General features: G+C 71.0%; 15 protein-coding genes. 7 read left to right on the top strand and 8 right to left on the bottom strand.

All coding sequences use genetic code 11. The features are described from left to right. The 5 genes from ACWDX9_RS20030 to ACWDX9_RS20010 all read left to right on the top strand — a co-directional run. On the top strand, nt 1-242 hold a 242-nt coding region (locus ACWDX9_RS20030), incomplete at its 5' end, for a phosphopantetheine-binding protein (protein WP_449955888.1). Nucleotides 243-264: 22 nt separating this feature from the next. Continuing rightward, the gene (locus ACWDX9_RS20025; RefSeq protein ID WP_449955886.1) at nt 265-2913 is read left to right on the top strand and encodes a penicillin acylase family protein; all 2649 of its coding nucleotides are present in this window, start codon (nt 265-267) and stop codon (nt 2911-2913) included. 6 nt (nt 2914-2919) lie between these two features. Further along, nucleotides 2920-4056: a capreomycidine synthase gene (vioD, locus tag ACWDX9_RS20020; RefSeq protein WP_449955883.1), complete on the top strand. Its 1137-nt coding sequence runs from the start codon at nt 2920-2922 to the stop codon at nt 4054-4056. Beyond that, nucleotides 4053-4901: a metallophosphoesterase family protein gene (locus ACWDX9_RS20015; RefSeq protein ID WP_449955880.1), complete on the top strand. Its 849-nt coding sequence runs from the start codon at nt 4053-4055 to the stop codon at nt 4899-4901. The genes vioD and ACWDX9_RS20015 overlap by 4 nt, the downstream gene beginning before the upstream one ends. Continuing rightward, entirely contained in the window at nt 4898-5557 is a 660-nt protein-coding gene (locus tag ACWDX9_RS20010; protein ID WP_449955877.1) for a 4'-phosphopantetheinyl transferase family protein, read from the top strand. Before ACWDX9_RS20015 ends, ACWDX9_RS20010 begins: the two co-directional genes overlap by 4 nt. 95 nt (nt 5558-5652) lie before the next feature. Here the strand turns inward: ACWDX9_RS20010 and ACWDX9_RS20005 are convergent, their stop codons facing one another. The 5 genes from ACWDX9_RS20005 to ACWDX9_RS19985 form a co-directional block, all read right to left on the bottom strand. Further along, nucleotides 5653-6108 (bottom strand): response regulator transcription factor, encoded by a 456-nt coding sequence (locus ACWDX9_RS20005; protein WP_364260783.1) that lies wholly within the window; start codon nt 6106-6108, stop codon nt 5653-5655. Nucleotides 6109-6553: 445 nt separating this feature from the next. Beyond that, the gene (locus ACWDX9_RS20000) at nt 6554-7735 is read right to left on the bottom strand and encodes an aminotransferase (RefSeq protein WP_449955874.1); all 1182 of its coding nucleotides are present in this window, start codon (nt 7733-7735) and stop codon (nt 6554-6556) included. Nucleotides 7736-7822: 87 nt separating this feature from the next. Further along, nucleotides 7823-8923, bottom strand: coding sequence for a branched-chain amino acid aminotransferase (locus ACWDX9_RS19995; RefSeq protein ID WP_449955871.1), 1101 nt, complete (start codon nt 8921-8923; stop codon nt 7823-7825). A gap of 10 nt (nt 8924-8933) precedes the next feature. Further along, nucleotides 8934-10148, bottom strand: coding sequence for a cytochrome P450 (locus ACWDX9_RS19990; protein ID WP_449955869.1), 1215 nt, complete (start codon nt 10146-10148; stop codon nt 8934-8936). A gap of 52 nt (nt 10149-10200) precedes the next feature. Next, a complete protein-coding gene (locus tag ACWDX9_RS19985; RefSeq protein ID WP_364260772.1) occupies nt 10201-11337 on the bottom strand; it encodes a winged helix DNA-binding domain-containing protein in 1137 nt (378 codons plus the stop codon). A gap of 149 nt (nt 11338-11486) precedes the next feature. Between ACWDX9_RS19985 and ACWDX9_RS19980 the strand changes: the two genes are divergently transcribed. Further along, the gene (locus ACWDX9_RS19980) at nt 11487-12620 is read left to right on the top strand and encodes an aminotransferase class I/II-fold pyridoxal phosphate-dependent enzyme (protein WP_364260769.1); all 1134 of its coding nucleotides are present in this window, start codon (nt 11487-11489) and stop codon (nt 12618-12620) included. Nucleotides 12621-12627: 7 nt separating this feature from the next. Here ACWDX9_RS19980 and ACWDX9_RS19975 read toward each other — a convergent pair whose 3' ends face one another. Further along, entirely contained in the window at nt 12628-13167 is a 540-nt protein-coding gene (locus tag ACWDX9_RS19975; protein WP_449955866.1) for a DinB family protein, read from the bottom strand. A 121-nt stretch (nt 13168-13288) separates the two neighbouring features. Here ACWDX9_RS19975 and ACWDX9_RS19970 point away from each other — a divergent pair, with 121 nt between their 5' ends. Then, nucleotides 13289-14467: a cytochrome P450 gene (locus ACWDX9_RS19970; protein WP_449955863.1), complete on the top strand. Its 1179-nt coding sequence runs from the start codon at nt 13289-13291 to the stop codon at nt 14465-14467. 34 nt (nt 14468-14501) lie between these two features. On the opposite strand, the gene ACWDX9_RS19965 is transcribed toward ACWDX9_RS19970, so the two are convergent. Then, nucleotides 14502-15242, bottom strand: coding sequence for a thioesterase II family protein (locus ACWDX9_RS19965; protein WP_355205820.1), 741 nt, complete (start codon nt 15240-15242; stop codon nt 14502-14504). Between the two features lie 23 nt (nt 15243-15265). Continuing rightward, on the bottom strand, nt 15266-16006 hold the full coding sequence (locus ACWDX9_RS19960) for a thioesterase II family protein (protein ID WP_449955859.1): 741 nt from the start codon (nt 16004-16006) through the stop codon (nt 15266-15268). Between the last annotated feature and the right edge of the window lies 1 nt (nt 16007).

The raw sequence follows: 16007 nt of genomic DNA, 5'->3' as shown, positions 1-16007 counted from the left end.
CCGACGCGCACGTGGCGCCGCGCACGCCGGTGGAGCGGCGCCTGGCGGAGATCTTCCAGGAGCTCCTCGGCGTCGGCGACGTCGGCGTCCACGACGACTTCTTCGCGCTCGGCGGCTCCTCCATCGTGGCGACCCGGCTGGCCGCTCGGGTCCGCGAGGTGTTCGCGGTGGAGGTGTCGCTGGTGGACGTGCTCGCGGCCTCGACCGTCGACGAGCTGGCGCGGCTCGTGGACGAGGCATGACGAGCTCCCCGGGCGGGTGCGTATGATCCCCGATGAGACCCGGCCGGACGCCCGTCCCGATCTGCCGGAACCCGGCGGCCCCGTCCCGCGCCGTCGCCGCCGGCTGTGGAGGGTGGTGCGGTGGACGGGCGCCGTGGTCGTGGTGCTCGCGCTGGTGGCGTCCGGGCTGGCGGTGTGGTCCGTGCGGCGCGGCTTCCCCCAGTACGACGGCACGCTGTCCTTGCCCGGCCTGACCGCGCCGGTGAAGGTCTTCCGGGACTCGTACGGCGTCGCCCAGATCTATGCGGACTCGGCCACGGACCTGTTCCAGGCCCAGGGCTACGTCACCGCGCAGGACCGCTTCTGGGAGATGGACTACCGGCGGCACCTGACCTCGGGCCGCCTGGCGGAGTTGCTGGGCCCCCCGCTCGTGCGCACCGACGCCTTCCTGCGCACGCTCGGCTGGCGGCGGACCGCGGAGCGGGAATGGCAGCGGATCTCACCCGAGGCGAGAAGCTACCTGCGCGCCTACGCCGACGGCGTCAACGCCTGGATCGCCGTGAACGGCGCCGCCGCGGCCTCCGGAGCGAAAAGCCTGGAGTACACCGTCCTCGGCCTGCAGAACCCCGGCTACACGGTGGAGCCGTGGGACCCGGTGGACTCCCTGGCCTGGCTGAAGGCGCTGGCGTGGGAACTGCTGGGCAACATGGACGCCGAGATCGACCGCTCGCTGCTGCTGGCCCAGGGCCTGAGCAGGAGCCAGATCGAGCAGCTCTACCCGCCCTACCCGTACGCGAGGAACCGCCCCATCGTGGACACGCCGGGCACCCCGTCCCGGCCGGTTCCCGCTCGCGTGTGGCGGGAGGCGGCCCCCGCGCTCGACGCGCTGCGCTCACTCCCGCTCCGCGCTAGCGGGGATACGGCGGGCATCGGCTCGAACTCCTGGGTGGTGAGCGGCGCGCTGACGGCGTCGGGCAAGCCGCTGCTGGCCAACGACCCGCATCTGGCGGCGTCGCTGCCGGGGACGTGGTACCAGATCGGGCTCCGGTGCTCCTGCGCGTACAACGTGCAGGGTTTCACGATGCCCGGCCTGCCCGGCGTGGTCACGGGACGCAACGAGCGGATCGCCTGGGGGCTGACCAACCTGCCCGCCGACGTGTCCGACCTGTACCTGGAGAAAGTCGAAGGCGAGCGGTACTTCGACGGCAAGGCGTGGCGCGCGCTCGACTCGCGGCAGGAGGTCATCAAGGTCGCGGGCGGCGAGCCGGTGACGATCACCGTGCGCGCCACGCGGCACGGTCCCCTGCTGTCGGACCGGCGGGCGGACATGCTCGGAGTGGCGGCCCGGCCTCCCCTGGACCCGTCGGGCGGACCGCTGCCGAGCTTGACGCCGGGGCCGCTGCCCAGCCTGGACACCGGCGAGCCCGGGGTGCCCGCGCCGGCGAAGGCGGAGCCGTACGCGGTGGCGCTGCGCTGGACGGCGTCCGAGCCCGGCCGCACGATGGACGCGCTCTTCGGCATCAACAAGGCGGCGAACTGGACGGAGTTCCGGGCGGCGGCGGCGCTCTTCGACGAGCCCGCGCAGAACCTGGTCTACGCCGACGTGGACGGCCACATCGGCTACCAGGCGCCGGGCCGCATCCCGGTCCGCGGCAAGGGTGACGGATCCTGGCCGGTCCCGGGCTGGGATCCCGCGTACGACTGGACGGGCTTCATCCCGTTCGCCGAGTTGCCGACGCTGTCCGACCCGCCCGGCGGCGTCATCGTGACCGCCAACCAGGCGGTGGCCGGGCCGTCCTACCGGCACGTCATCACCACCGACTGGACGTACGGCTACCGCGGCCGCCGCATCCTCGACCTGATCGCCGAACGCACGGCGCGCGGGAAGCTCGGCGTGGCGGACATGCGGCGGATGCAGTCCGACAACCTCAACGGCGGCGCCGCCGCCGTGGTGCCCGCGCTGCTGGCCGTTCCCCTGAACGACGGCGCCGCCGCCAAGGCGCGGAACCTGCTGAAGGGCTGGGACTTCCAGCAGAGCGCCGACTCGGCCGCGGCGGCCTTCTACAACGCGACCTGGCGGAGCCTGCTCGAGCGGACCTTCGACGAACTCCCGCAGGACCGCAAGGCCGGCAACGGCGACCGCTGGTGGGAGGTCGTGGCCGCGCTGCTGAGGTCGCCCGGGTCGCCGTGGTGGGACGACCGGCGCACCGGCAAGACGGAGTCGATGGCCGACATCCTCGCCGCCGCCATGGACGAGGCCACCGTCGAGCTCACCGCGCGGCTCGGCCCCGACCCGGCCGCCTGGCGCTGGGGCGACCTGCACACGCTGACGTTGCGGGGCTACGGGCCGGGCCAGTCCGGCATCGCGCCGGTGGAGTGGCTGTTCAACCGCGGCCCGGTGCCGATCGCGGGCGGCGGCGACGCGGTCAACTCCACGAGCTGGTCGGCCGCGGGTGGGTACGACGACGTCGTCTTCGTGCCGACGATGCGAATGATCGCCGACCTGTCCGATCCGGACGGGTCGCGATGGGTTCTGCTGGCCGGCACCTCCGGCCACGCCTTCCATCCCAACTTCGACGACCAGCTGGAGCTCTGGCGTACGGGACAGGACACCCCCATGCGCTGGAGGAGGAAGAGCATCGAGGCGGCGGCAGAGCACGTCCTCACCTTCGCACCGACCGGTAAAGGATGACCGTTCATGAAGCTCGCGATCGCGAAACTCGAAGAGTGGATGCGCCTCTACTACCACAACGTCGACCACGACATCGGCAGCAGCGGCGTGCGTGACCTGACCATCGACGAGCTGAGGACGATCTGCGGGTTCGACCTGTCCGAGCTCGGCTCGATGATCTTTCATGACAGCGAGTGCTTCGGCGGCGGCGCGTTGCGGGCGGCGCTGGCCGACCGGTGGACGGGCGGCGACGTGGACGGCGTGATGGTCACCCACGGCTCCAGCGAGGCGATCTACATCGTCATGCACACGCTGCTGGAGCCGGGTGACGAGGTGATCGTGGTCGATCCCGCCTACCAGCAGTTGTACGACATCGCCGCCGGGATGGGCTGCCGGATCACCCCGTGGCCGCTGCGCGCGCAGGAGGGCTTCTCCGCCGACCTGCCGCTGCTGCGGAAGCTGGCTTCCACCGGGCCGAAGATGATCGTGGTCAACTTCCCGCACAACCCGACCGGCGTCTCCATCACGCGCGAGCAACAGCAGGAGCTGATCGACATCGCCGCCGAGGCCGGCGCCTGGCTGGTGTGGGACCACGCCTTCGGCGAGCTGACGTACACGGCCGGCCCGTTGCCGCTGCCCTTCGGCCGCTACGACAGGTGCATCACGTTCGGCACGTTCTCCAAGAGCTACGGGCTGGCCGGACTCCGGGTCGGCTGGTGCCTCGCGCCGCCCGAGCTGCTGTCCCGGATGGCGGTGCTGCGGGACTACATCGCGTTGTACGTCTCGCCGGTCCTGGAGTTCTTCGCCGAGAAGGCGGTCAGGAACGCCGACCGGATCGTCGCGATGCAGCGCGAGCACGCGCACGGCAACCTGCGGTTGCTGCGCGACTGGGCCGCGGAGCTCCCGGACCTGGTGCGGGTGAACCCGCCCGACGGCGGCGTGACCGCGTTCGTGGAGTTCCCCGGCCACCCCGACGCCACCGCCGTGTGCCGCCGGCTCGCCGAGCGGGACAGGGTGCTGCTGGTGCCCGGCGAGTGTTTCGGCGACGCCTTCACCGGCTACGCGCGGCTGGGCTTCGGCGGCACCACCGCGGAGCTGACGGCCGGGCTGTCGAGCGTACGGCGGGCGCTGCTCGAAGGCGTGCCGGTCTCGGAGGCGCGGTGAGCGGCCCCAGGCTCCTGGCGGTCAGCGACCTCCACGTCGGCCACAGGGACAACCGCAGGCTGCTCCTCGACCTGGAGCCCGGGTCCCCGGGCGACTGGCTGATCGTGGCCGGGGACGTCGCGGAGCGGCCCGGCGAGATCGAGTGGGCGCTTCGGCTGCTCACCGAGAGGTTCGCCAAGGTGATCTGGACGCCGGGCAACCACGAGCTGTGGACGCTGCCCGGCGACGTGTACGGCCCGCGTGGCGAGGACCGTTACCGGAGCCTGGTCGAGATGTGCCGCCGGCTGGGCGTCGTCACCCCCGAGGATCCCTACCCGGTCTGGACGGGGCCCGGCGGGCCGGTGACGGTGGTGCCCATGTTCCTGCTGTACGACTACAGCTTCCTGCCCGAGGGGACGACGACCAAGGAGGAGGCGCTCGCGCGGGCGTACGAGTCCGGTGTCGTCTGCACGGACGAGCTGCTGCTGCACCCCGACCCGTACGTGAGCCGCGAAGCCTGGTGCGAGGCGCGCGTCAAGGAGATGGAGGAGCGCCTGGCCGAGCTCGGACCCGGGGTCCGCACGGTGCTGGTGAACCACTTCCCGCTGGTGCGCGATCCCACGCGGGTCCTGCGTCACCCGCTGTTCGCGCAGTGGTGCGGCACGCGGCGTACCGCGGACTGGCACCTGCGCTTCAACGCCGCCGCGGTCGTCTACGGCCACCTGCACATCCGCAGGACCACCTGGCACGACGGCGTGCCGCACATCGAGGTCTCCGTGGGCTATCCGCGGGAGTGGTCCAGGCGCGGCGGGGCCGACGGCACCGGGCCGCGCCAGGTGCTGCCCCTTCCCGTCGAGCCGTCGTGATCGAGCGGCTGCTCCCGCCCGCCGTGGCGGCGGCCGAGGCGTACGGCGACGCGCCGGGGGTGCCGCTGCACCCGGAGGAGGTGGTCTGCGTGACGCGGGCGCTGCGCGGCCGCCGCCAGGAGTTCGCGACCGGGCGCCACCTGGCCCGGTCCGGCCTCGTCCGGCTCGGGTTGCCGCCGGTCGGCATCCCCAAGGGTGAGCGTGGCGCGCCGCGCTGGCCGGAGGGGGTGGTGGGCAGCATCACGCACTGCGCCGGCTACCGGGCCGCCGCGGTGGCGCGAACGGACGACCTGCTCGCGCTCGGCATCGACGCCGAGCCGCATGGGCCGCTGCCTTCCGAGGTGCTGAAGCTCGTGGCCACGCCGGCGGAGGGCGCCAGGCTCGAAAGGCTGGCCGGCGGCAACCCGCGGATCGCCTGGGACCGGGTGCTGTTCAGCGCGAAGGAGTCGGTGTACAAGGCGTGGTATCCGCTGGCCGGGTCGTTCCTCGACTTCGACGCCGTGGAGGTGGTGTTCGAGGAGGCCACGGCGTCCTTCGCGGCTCGCCTGCTGGTGCCGGGGCCTTTCGTGGCCGGTGAGCGGCTGCGGGAGCTCACGGGGCGCTTCGCCGTGCAGGGCGGGCTGGTGGTCACCACGGTCACCATTGACGCGGCCTGACGGGGAGTTCCCCGTCAGGCCGCGTGGGGTGCTCACTTCCGGAGCGCCGAGCTGTCGTGGACCGCCACGAGCTTCTTCACGTGGCCGTTCTCGGCTCATCCGTTCTCGCTACCGACCAGACGGCCCAGCAGGGCCGCGCGGGTGAGCTCGGCCTTGTTGCCCACGCCGAGCTTGGTCCTGATCCGTTTGACGTAGGTGTCGACCGTGTGGGGGCTGATGCCGAGCCGCGTGGCGATCTGCCCGTGCGTCAGGCCCCTGGAGATCTGGCGGAGCACCTGTTCCTCCCGCTCGGAGAGGTGGTAGCCGGGCGCCTCCTGGCGTTCGAGCATGGGCCGTACCTCACACTCGACGGGAACGAAGCGGGAGCCGGACGCCACGGCCCGCACCGCCGAGACCACGCGCTCGGCCGTCGCCCGCTTGCCGATGACACCCGACGCTCCCGCGTGCAGGTAGCTGTCGGTGTCGTCCCCGTCGTTCAGAACCAGTACTTCGGTGCGCTTGGCGACTTCCCTGATGTAGGCGAGATTGTCGGAGAGCGGCAGCGCGTCCACGTCGATTAACGCGGCGTCCGCTATCCAGGAGGGTTCTTCGTCGGGAGAGGACCTCTCCGCGACCACCTGAATACCGGCACTTGTCAGAGCCTGGACGAGCCCAGCGAGGAAGATTGGCGAACTGATAAGGACGTCTATTCTGATCACGGGGCCCCCGTACATCCCGCCGGCCGGGCATCATCATGGATTTCCATTACAAGCGAGGAAATATACTTCTGACTCGCTTTTCACCTTACCAGCCTTTTCTAAGCCGTTTTCTCGTCGATGTCAACCTCTCGGCGTGCCTGTCGAATTTCACATCGAGTGATGATTCCACGCCGGTCGGTAATTCTCCGAGTTGACCTGGAGCTGGCCCGATAAGGCCTATAGGCAGCGCCGCGGGGGAGATGATAAGGTCCCGCGCGGCCTGCGCTTCTGGATGAATTCGGGATCTAGGTAAATGTGATCAATTCGCAGGTATGGTCATGTACGACATTCCCGCGGCAGTCAGGCGACCGGCGAAATCAGTGAACGATTCCTGATCCACATTGCTAAAACTTGCCCGCAGCATCCGACCATCTTCAGGGAGAAATGCCGTACCGGGAATGACGAGCGTGTCATACGTGATCGCCAGGTCCCGGACGACCTCCTCGGTGGGACGCCCGGCGAACGGATGGCGTATCCACCCGTAAAAGCCCCCGGCGGAGACCAGCTCGAAGCCGCCCGGCCGCTCCGCCATCACGGCGGCGAAGCGCCGCCGCTTCTCCTCCATCTCGCGCGCCCGCGCGAGCTTCCACTCCTGGGCCAGCGTCAGGCCCGCCCAGGCGGCCTCCTGCCCGATGCGCGGCGCGCAGATCGCCACGCAGTCGAGCAGCTTCATCACCTCGCGGTTGAGCAGCGGCGAGGCGACCACCGCCCCCACCCGGTAGCCGGGAATGGCGTAGTCCTTCGAGAAACTGTGCAGGCTCACCACCGTCTGCTCCCATCGGGGGTCGGACAGGAGCCGGTGCGCCGGTTCGGCGGTCTCGCGGAAGGAGCGGTAGGTCTCGTCGAGGATCAGCGCCAGGTCATGCCGCCTGGCCACCTCCGCCAGGCGCTCGATCGCCTCGGGGCCGGCCGTCACCCCGCTGGGGTTGCCCGGAGTCACCAGGACGATCGCCCGGGTCCGCGGGGTGATCAGCGCCTCGGCCGTCTCCGGGCTCGGCAGGAGATCCGGGCCGGGCTCCAGGTAGACCGGCCGGATGCCGTTCAGGCGCAGCCACATGTCGTGGTTCGGGTAGTACGGCACCGCCAGCACCACCTCGTCGCCCGCCTCCGCCAGGGCGGACACCACGAGGCAGAAGGCCTGGTTGCAGCCCGCCGTGATGACGATCTGCTCCGCGCGCACGTGGCTCAGATAGCTTCGGGAGAGGTCGGCGGCGAATGCCTCGCGCAGGTGCGGCAACCCGGCGATGTCGGTGTAGTCCCCGCCGTGGGGGTCTCGCGCGATGGCGGCGATGTGCTCGACCACGGCCGGAGCGGCCGGATAACACGGCGCCGCCTGAGAGAGGTCGAGCAGGTCACGTTCCCTGCGGCGCTGATTTTCCAACTCGCGTGCCTCGCCGAACGGCGAGTCGATCTGGCGCACCGTCCTCGGACTCAGTCGCAAGTGAATGCTCCCTTCGTATGGCACTGAGCATCCCGAGCACCGCGTGACAACACCATTCCCTCCTTCAGGGGACATTGATCCCGTATATCAACAAACCTTGTGAATCCAGGCGAAAGGGTCGGGGGTGCGGCCGTACTGGATGTCCATGAGGCTCTGGCGCAACATGAGCGTGACCGGCCCCACTCCGCCGTCGCCGACGAGCCAGTCACCCGAGGTGCTCCTGACCGCGCCGACCGGGATCACGGTGGCCGCCGTGCCGCAGGCGAACACCTCGACGAGCTCGCCGGACGCGCACTGCGCGCGCCACTGGTCGACCGAGATCCGGCCCTCCTCGACGTCGATGCCGAGCGTGGGCGCGAGGTGAAGCAGCGAGTCACGGGTCACCCCCGGCAGCAGCGTCCCGGTCAGCGCGGGCGTCATGATCCGGTGCCGGCCGTCCTCGGTGGCGTAGACGAAGAACAGGTTCATCCCGCCCATCTCCTCGACCCAGACGTGCTCGGCGGCGTCCAGCCAGACCACCTGGTCGCAGCCCCGCGCCACGGCCGACTGCTGGGCGGCGAGCGCGGGAGCGTAATTGCAGGCCGCCTTGACGTCGCCGGTGCCACCGGGAGCGGCGCGCGTGTAGTCCTCCGACAGCCACACCGTGAGCGGCCTCGGCGTGCCTCCGCCGAGATAGCTCGCCGGGGAGGCGATGGCGCACAGCAGGTAGCTGCGCGAGGGCAGCGTGAAGCCGAGACCGCGCTGGGTCGCGATCACGAACGGGCGCAGGTAGAGGCTGTTGCCGTCGCCCGACGGCACCCAGTCCCGCTCCTGGGTGACCAGCAGCTCCAGCATCCTGATGAAGACGTCCTCGGGCAGCTCGGGCGCCGCCAGCCGGCGCGCCGTCCGGTTGAACCGGGCGGCGTTCCGCCACGGCCGGAACATCACGATCGCCCCGCCGTCCTGCCTGTACGCCTTCATCCCCTCGAAGAACTCCTGCGCGTAGTGGAAGACCACGGTCGCCGGATCGAGGCTCAGCGGCGCGTACGGCTCCACGCGGGCGTCATGCCAGCCCTGCTCGGTCGTCCAGCGCAGCGTGGCCATGTGGTCGGTGAAATGCTCGCCGAACCCCGGCGCGGCCAGCACGGCCTGCCGTTCCGCGGCCGGCACGGGGTGGTCGCTGGGACGGATCTCGAAAGAGATCGACATGGGGTGCTCCTCAGGCGGCGGGCGACGGTTTGGGGCGGAGGGTGAGCTCGGAGGGCAGCGAGGCGAACCCGCGCTGGTGCGGCGAGTGGACGCGCCGGGCGGCGGACAGGTCGAGGTCGTAGTCCGACACCACCGCGCCGACCTCCTGCAGCACGACCGCGATCTCGAGCTGGGCCAGCGCCGCGCCGAGGCAGAAGTGCGGGCCGTGGCCGAAGGCGATGTGCCGGCTCGTGTCGCGGTCCAGGTCGAAGGTGTCCGGGTCGGGGAAGACCCGCCCGTCGCGGTTGGCGGAAGCGGGCAGCAACGCGATCCTGGCGCCTTCGGCCAGCCGGACGCCGTGGATGACGCTGTCCTCGGTGAGCGTCCTGCCCGTCATCTGGCTGGGCGAGTCGTAGCGGAGCGTCTCCGCCCCCCAGTCCGTGGCCCGCCCGTTCAGGCCCGCGCGGCCGACGTCGGGAAGGCGCCACCCGTGATACCAGGCGTTGCCGATCAGCTTGCCGGTCGAGTCGTTGCCCGCGCTGACGAGCAGGAAGAGGAAGGCCACGAGCTGCGAGTCGGTCAGAGGCCTCCCGCCGACCCGCGCCTCGATCATCATCGAGGTGAGGTCGTCGCCCGGCCGCTTGCGCCGCTGCGCGATCAGGTTCACGTAGTAGACGGCGAGGCGCAGCCCCGCGCCGATGGTCTCGCCCGACCTCTCGTCGGTGCCGTCCTCGCAGTGGTTGAGCAGGTCGTTGTCGGCGCGGATCCGGTCCCGGTCCGCCGCCGGTATGCCGACGACCTCGCACATGACATCGTTCGGTACGGCTGCCGCGAAGTCCGCGAAGTCGAAGACCCCGCCGTCCCGTACGGGCGCCAGCCTGGCCCGCGTCAGCTCCCGTATCCGGGGCTCCAGCGCCGCCACCCACCGGGGCTTGAACGCGTTGCCCAGCAGGCGGCGCATCGTGCCGTGGTCGGGAGGGTCCATGGCGAGGAAGAAGCTGGTCTTGACCGCGGCCTGCCCCCACAGATCCGGCTCCAGGGAGATGCCGTTACGGCTGGAGAACAGCCCCGGGTTCCGCAGCGCGGGCAGGACGTCCTCGTAGCGGGACAGCGCCCAGAAGTCCCGCTCGGCGTTGTGGTAGAGCGGCGCGTGCTCGCGCATCCAGGCGAACACCGGATACGGGTCCTCGTGGATCCGGTAGGAGAACGGGTCGTAGACGAGCTCACCCGGGGCCAGGTTGCGCATATTCGGAACGTACGGACATGTCGCCCGGGTCGCCTGTCACGCGAACCAGGGGCTACCCCGGAAGCAGCGTGGTCTCCAGGTCGGGAAGCTTCTCCCACCAGCGGTCGTAGCGGCGATAGGGATGCGGCTCGCGCCCGGCCAGCAGCGCCACCAGGGCCTTCGCCTCGGCCGCGAGCCCGTCCCACGCCTCGTCCGGCAGCGGATGGAACGCCGCCGCCTCGATCCCTCCTTCGGCCGGCCGCCACACCCCGGCGACGTAGCCGTCGACGAGCAGCGTGGGCAGCACGTCGCCGTTGGCGCGGATGACGAGCTTGCGGTAGGCCGGCGGGAGCAGGCGGTCGCGCTCCACGTGCGCGAGCAGCGTGTTGTCCCACATGGCCATCAGCCGGGGCGGCGCCGGGACGTCCTCGGGCGGGCGGGACGCGCCCCGCAGGTCCCACATCACCTTGCCGCCGGGGCCTTCGAACTGCTCGACCTCGCCGTCCATGGCACGCAGCGCCCCCTTGACCCGGGCCTGCTGGACGAGCGCGAACTGCGCGACGTCCGCCACCGACGCCGGTCCGAACGCCTCCAGGTAACGCCGCGTCAGCACCCGCAGGGCCTCGGCCGAGGCGTCCAGGTCGAGCGTGGGCCGGGGTGAGGAGGCCACGCACGACACCCGCGTGGTGAACGACCACGACCCGCCGGTCGGCACCCGCAGCAGCGGCGTGTACGAGCGCAGGATCGCCCACACCCCCGCCGCCGACAGCTCGCCGAGGCGTGGCTCCAGCCAGTCCTTCATCTCCTCCACGGTCCGCGGCTCAGCGGCGAACTCCAGCAGGTCCCTGACCAGGATCCGCCCCGCCTCGACGGTGAGGCCGCGCGGCGTGAAGCGGCCGTTCAGATGGGTGGCGTACATGGTCGGCTCGATGGCGTCGCGGAAGGCCGGATAGTCGTCGACGTGCACGGCGTGCAGCGTCATCCGCATCATCGTCCCCCGCACGACCGTGTAGCTCGAGAAGGCGGCGTCGAGGTCGGCGAGGTCCAGGTCGGCGACGCGGTTCCACAGCGCGACATACGGCGAGGCCGCCTGCTGCGCCTGCAACGCCATCACGCGGCGCACCGCCTCGGCCACCTCCAGCGGCTCCCTCCGCAAAAGGAGCTGCCGATCGAGTGTGGCCCGGTTGAGTGCCCGCGCGGTGAGCTTCATGCCCGGATTCTCTCAGTCCCCGCCTCCCGGGCAGATCCCCCGGAGGTCCCCAGTAGAGGGGACAGGTGCGCGACCGTGGCTCGACCTAGGCTGCCGCTGCGGCGGCATATGCCGCGAAGCCCCATGTCATGCCGCTGGGAGGGCCACAGATGATCGAGGTTGGCAACCTCACCACGATGGAAGTCGACGCGCTGACCGACGTCGATGGCGGCCTCAACCTAACCGACGGTCACGCGAGGCTGGTCCTCTCCGAGCAGCAGGCGGCCATCGTCGCCCGGATCCCGGAGATGTTCGCCGAAGCGTCCCGCCGTCCATTCCCCGACATCGAACGCGAGGCGCACGCCACGTTCCTGAAGGCGATCGGGCAGCACAGCGCCCCGGTCGGCACCGGTCGCATCCTGAGCTGCTACTCCTCGACGCTCGCCACCGACATCGTGGCGCGGGCGCTGCCCGCCGGGTCGACCGTCGCCGTGCTGCACCCCACCTTCGACAACATCGCCGACCTGCTCGTCACCCGCGGGCTGAAGCTGGTGCCGCTGGCGGAGGAGGAGCTGCTCGACATGAGCTGGCCGGGGCCGCCGGTCGGCGCCATCGTGGTGACGCACCCGAACAACCCGACGGGGCTGGTCACCCCCGAAGGCCATCTGCGCTCGCTCGCCGAGCACGCCGTACGGCACGGCCAGATCATCATCGTGGACGCCAGCTTCCGCGGGCAGGTGCGCGACGCGCAGTACGACACCTACGCCGTCCTCGACGAGGCGGGCGCCGACTGGATCGTGATCGAGGACACCGGCAAGTTGTGGCCGACGCACGAACTCAAGATCGGGCTGCTGGCCTACAGCGCGCGGACGAAGCTGCCCATCGACCGGGCGTTCTCCGAGTCGCTGCTGTCCGCCTCGCCGGTGGTCCTGCTGCTCATCGCGAACCTCGCCGGCGACTGGGTGAACGGCGGCTACGAGCGCGCCCGCGACCTGGTGACGCGCAACCGGACGGTGCTCAGGGAGACGATCGGCGAGGTCGATCTGCGGCTGGCCGACCCCGCCTCGCAGATCAGCGTCGCGCGGATCGAGCTGCCTTCCCACGGGCCGGACTCGTCGCTGTTGTACAAGGACATGGTCGGGCGCGGGGTGCACGTGCTGCCGTGCGCGCCGTTCCACTGGGCCGACTCCGACAGCGGTCTCCGGTTCATCCGGGTGTCCCTGGCGCGCCCGTACGACACGGTGGAGTCGGCGGCGCGGACACTGGTCCAGTCGTACACGGAGATGTCCGCGCGAAGGCCGTGAACCCCGGTTACTCTCCCGTCTCCCCGTCCACCGACTCCCGGAGGAGGTCGGCGTGACCGTTGTGGCGTGCGTACTCCTCGATCATGTGGACCACGATCCAGCGCAGGCTCGGCGCCTGGCCGTTGGGCCAGGCGCGCTGGGCCGGGCGGTCCAGCCCGCCGTCCTCCAGCGCCTCGGCGACCGCCTCGCGGGAGTGGTCCACGGCCTTCTGCCACAGCGCGAACAGCTCGTCCGGGGTGTCGCCGGCGGCGGAGTGCCACTCCCAGTCCTGGTCGGCGCGCCAGTCCACGGTGTTCCACGGAGCGGAGCGGTCCCGGCCGTGCAGAGCGCGGGAGAACCAGTCGTCCTCCACGTAGGCCAGGTGCTTGAGCAGCCCGCCCAGCGTCATCGACGAGGCGCCGACCGTCGCCGTCAGGCCCGCGGTGTCCAGGCCCCGGCACTTCCAGGCCAGCGTCGCGCGCTGGTAGTCGAGGAAACCCAGGAGGGTCGCGATCTCGTCGCCTGCGACGGGCGGCCAGGGCCGGTCGTGCTCGTCCATGTCTGTCATGGGCAGCGAGTGTAGCCACTGGGGCCCTCCACCGGTCACGACTCGCCAGGCCCCAGGTTCCGGGGACGCGACGAGCGCGTGGCCCCGCCGTACAGTCGCCGTGAGCAGCAGTGGAGTGTTGATGCCGCATTACGATCCGTTCGACTTCAAGGTGCAGGAGGATCCGCATCCCGTCTACGCGTGGATGCGCGAGCACGCGCCGGTCTATCGCAACGAGGAGCGCGACTTCTGGGCGCTGTCACGCCACGCCGACGTCCACGCCGCGCTGCGCGAGCCGCACCTCTTCTCCAACAGCCACGGCATCTCGCTGGAGCCGGAGCTGTGGGGGCCGCAGGCGAAGAAGACGAGCCTGTTCCTGTCCATGGACCCTCCCGAGCACGGCCTCTATCGAGGACTGGTGGCCTCGGCCTTCACCCCCCGCCGCATGGCCGCGCTCGAACCCCGCATCCGCGAGCTGGCCCGCGCCCGGCTGGAGCGGCTGTGGGACGGGCCGACGTTCGACTTCTGCGCCGACTACGCCGCGGCGCTGCCGAACGACGTCCTCTGCGAGATGCTCGGCTTCCCCGCCGACGAGTGGGACGCGGTCCGCGCCGACACCGACCTGCTCAACCACCACGTGGACGGCTCGGACGGACGCAGCCCGAACTCGGCCATGGCCGCCCTGCGCCTGGCGAACCGCTTCGTCGTCCTGGTGACCTCGCTGCGCCGCCGGCCCGGCGACGACCTGACCTCGGCCATGATCGCGGCGGAGGTCAACGGCGCCCGGCTCACCGACGCGCAGATCGTCGCCTTCCTGTTCGTGATGATCGGCGCGGGCAACGAGTCCACCGGCAAGACGCTCGGCAACGCGTGGTACCACGGCTGGCTCCGGCCCGACGTGCAGCGGGCGGGGCTCAACGGGCGGGCCGACGACTGGGCCGCCGAGACGCTTCGCTACGACTCCTCCAGCCAGATGGTGGCGCGCGTGCTGACCGAGGACACCGTCATGCACGGCGTCCGGATGCCCAAGGGCGCCCGGATCGCGCTGCTGCCCGCCTCGGCCAACCGGGACCGGCGGGTGTTCCCCGACCCGGACACCTTCGACCTGGACCGCGAGACCAAACGGATGATCAGCTTCGGGCACGGGCCGCACCACTGCCTCGGGGCCGCGCTGGCCAGGCTGGAGATGCGGATCGCGCTGGAGGAGATCGGGGCGTTGATCTCCTCGTACGAGATCGACCTGGCCAACGCCCGGCGCTCGCACTCGCCGCACCAGTGCGGGTTCACCTCGCTGCCCTGCGTGGTGACCCCTCGTACCTGAGCCGAGCGGTACGGCCCGGCCCGGGCCGTACCGCTCAGGCGAGGTCGTGGCTGATGGTCCTGATCACCTGCTGCTCGCCGGCGGAGTCGAAGAAGTGCCCGCCGGGCACCGGGTCGAGGTCGAAACGCGCCGCGGTCTCCACGCGCCAGCCGTCCATCCGCGGCGGCGGCGACTCGATGTCCTCGGTGCCGGCGAAGGCGCGGATCGGCACCTCCAGCGGCTTGTCCGGGTGGAAGCCGTGCGTGCTGAGCACGGTGAGGTCGGCGCCCAGCGTGGGCAGCAGGCCCGCGAGCAGCTCGGGCTCGGCCAGCACCTCCGCCGGCGTGCCGCCCATCTCGCGCACGTAGCCCTCCAGGCCGTCCTCGCGGTCCTCCCACGCCCAGGTGCCGTCGTCCAGGCAGGGGGCGATGCTGGCCGCCACGAACAGCACGCGTGGCAGCGGCAGCGCGCGTTCCCGCAGCTCGTGCGCGAGCGCCCAGGCCACCCGCGCGCCCATGCTGACGCCGTAGCAGGCGAACGGACGGTCGAGCAAGGGCTTGATCACCGCGATCAGCTCGTCCACGAGCGGCGCCATCCGATCGAACGGCGGCTCGGCGAACCGGTCGGCCCGGCCGGGAAGCTGCACCGCGATCGGCTCGACGTAGCTCGGCACGAGCTGCGGCCAGTGCCGGTACATCGCCGCGCTGCCGCCGGCGTGGTGGAAACAGAGCAACTGGACCTCGGCGGGCGTGCCACGCCCGAAACGTTTGAGCCAGCGGGGGTCGCCGTGCCGCACCTGCCCGTCCTTCCTACCCGTTCTTACGCTGCGCTCAGCCCTGAGCACATCACGTCCAGCAGATCCTCGGGCGCCTCGATGAAGCGGTGGTGGCGGCCGTCGAGGAGCACGGAGGTCGTCTCGCCGCACTCCCCCCATCCGCCCATGGTGGAGAACGGGATCTCGTCGTCCTCGGTCCAGCCGATCGCCGTGATCGGGCATGACAGCCGGTACGGCTCCGGCATCACGTACCGTTTGTTGGTCTCGACGTCGGCCCGTAACACCTCCAGGTAGAGTTCGATGAGCTCCGCGCTGGGCTTCCCCCCGAGCTGGGTGATCAACTTCTCCAGCTCGGCGCCGAGCCCGGCGTCGTCCATGGACAGGAACCGCCCGGCGGGCCCGTCCTGCGGGGCCACCTCCGAGGAGACGTAGACCCGGGCGGGCGCGGGCATGCCGCTCCTGATCAGCTCGGCCGACACCTCGTAGGCCGCCAGAGCGGATCCGCAGTGGCCGAAGAAGCCGAACGGCACGTCGAGATGGTCCTCGAGCCCGAGCGCCATGCTCTTGGCGAGCTCCTGGTAGGTCTCGAAGTTCGGCTCGGCGAAGCGGGTCTCGTGGCCGGGCAGTTCGACGGGCAGGAACTCGACACCGCCGCGCCGCCGCGGCCACTGGCGGTACATGCTGGCGCCACAGCCCGAGTACGGGATCAGGAAGACCCGGCCGGTCGCCGTGGCCAACGGCTCGTGCGGCAGCCATGGATTGCGGCGCTTCGGGCGGTTTGCCATG

Source organism: Nonomuraea sp. NPDC003201, from assembly GCF_053590415.1.
This window is presented reverse-complemented; position numbering and strand designations above follow the sequence as displayed.